General features: G+C 43.5%; 2 protein-coding genes. Both read left to right on the top strand.

Translation table 11 applies throughout. From position 1 onward, the window contains the following. On the top strand, nt 1–499 hold a 499-nt coding region (locus R7Z50_RS26930; RefSeq protein WP_318149673.1), incomplete at its 5' end, for a YajG family lipoprotein. Continuing rightward, nucleotides 499–742, top strand: a 244-nt coding sequence (locus tag R7Z50_RS26925; RefSeq protein ID WP_318149672.1) for a peptidylprolyl isomerase, incomplete at its 3' end; no start/stop codon positions are given. The genes R7Z50_RS26930 and R7Z50_RS26925, both read left to right, overlap by 1 nt.

The raw sequence follows: 742 nt of genomic DNA, 5'->3' as shown, positions 1-742 counted from the left end.
GAACCTAATGCCTGAAAGCACCTTGAGCACCAATCCTATTGTACAAGGCAAAACATACAGCTTGACCAGCAAAGACGTGCGCGCAGCGCAGTACGTAGCTTTGGTTGATAACGGTCGTTCAAACATTCTACCACTTCATGCGAAACAAAACTTACGCATTGCATTAGAAGAAGCTTTAGAGAAACAGTTCTCATCTCAAGGTTTCCACTCTGATTTAAACAGCAACAACGCAATTGAACTGAATGTTCAAGAAGCGCTAGTGAACGTCAAACATTCCGTGATGGAAAACCAAATGGATGCCAAAGTGATACTAGAGATCACAGCAGAAACACCACAAGGCAAATTGGTGAAAACCTATACAGGTACTGCAAAACGCTCTGGCACTTTAAGCGCTTCAGATTCTGATATTGAAGAAACACTGAATGATGTAGTGACGTTAACGCTTAAAGAAATTGCCAACGACCCAGAGCTTCGTCAGTACATGCAGGAGCGTTTCTAATGTTACGCAAAGCGATTCTTTCTTTAGCATTACTTAGCTGCAGTGTTTGGGCAGGGCCAAAAGTGGCGTTTGAAACAACGTTAGGTTCATTTACCGTCGAGCTGAATGAAGAAAAAGCGCCAATCACAGTGGCTAACTTTCTGAAATATGTAGAAGACGGCAGCTACGAAGGTACGATTTTCCATCGTATTATCCCAGGATTCATGGCACAAGGTGGCGGCTTTAACCAAGACATGCAGACGG

This window comes from Vibrio sp. 1249-1, assembly GCF_033340495.1.
This window is presented reverse-complemented; position numbering and strand designations above follow the sequence as displayed.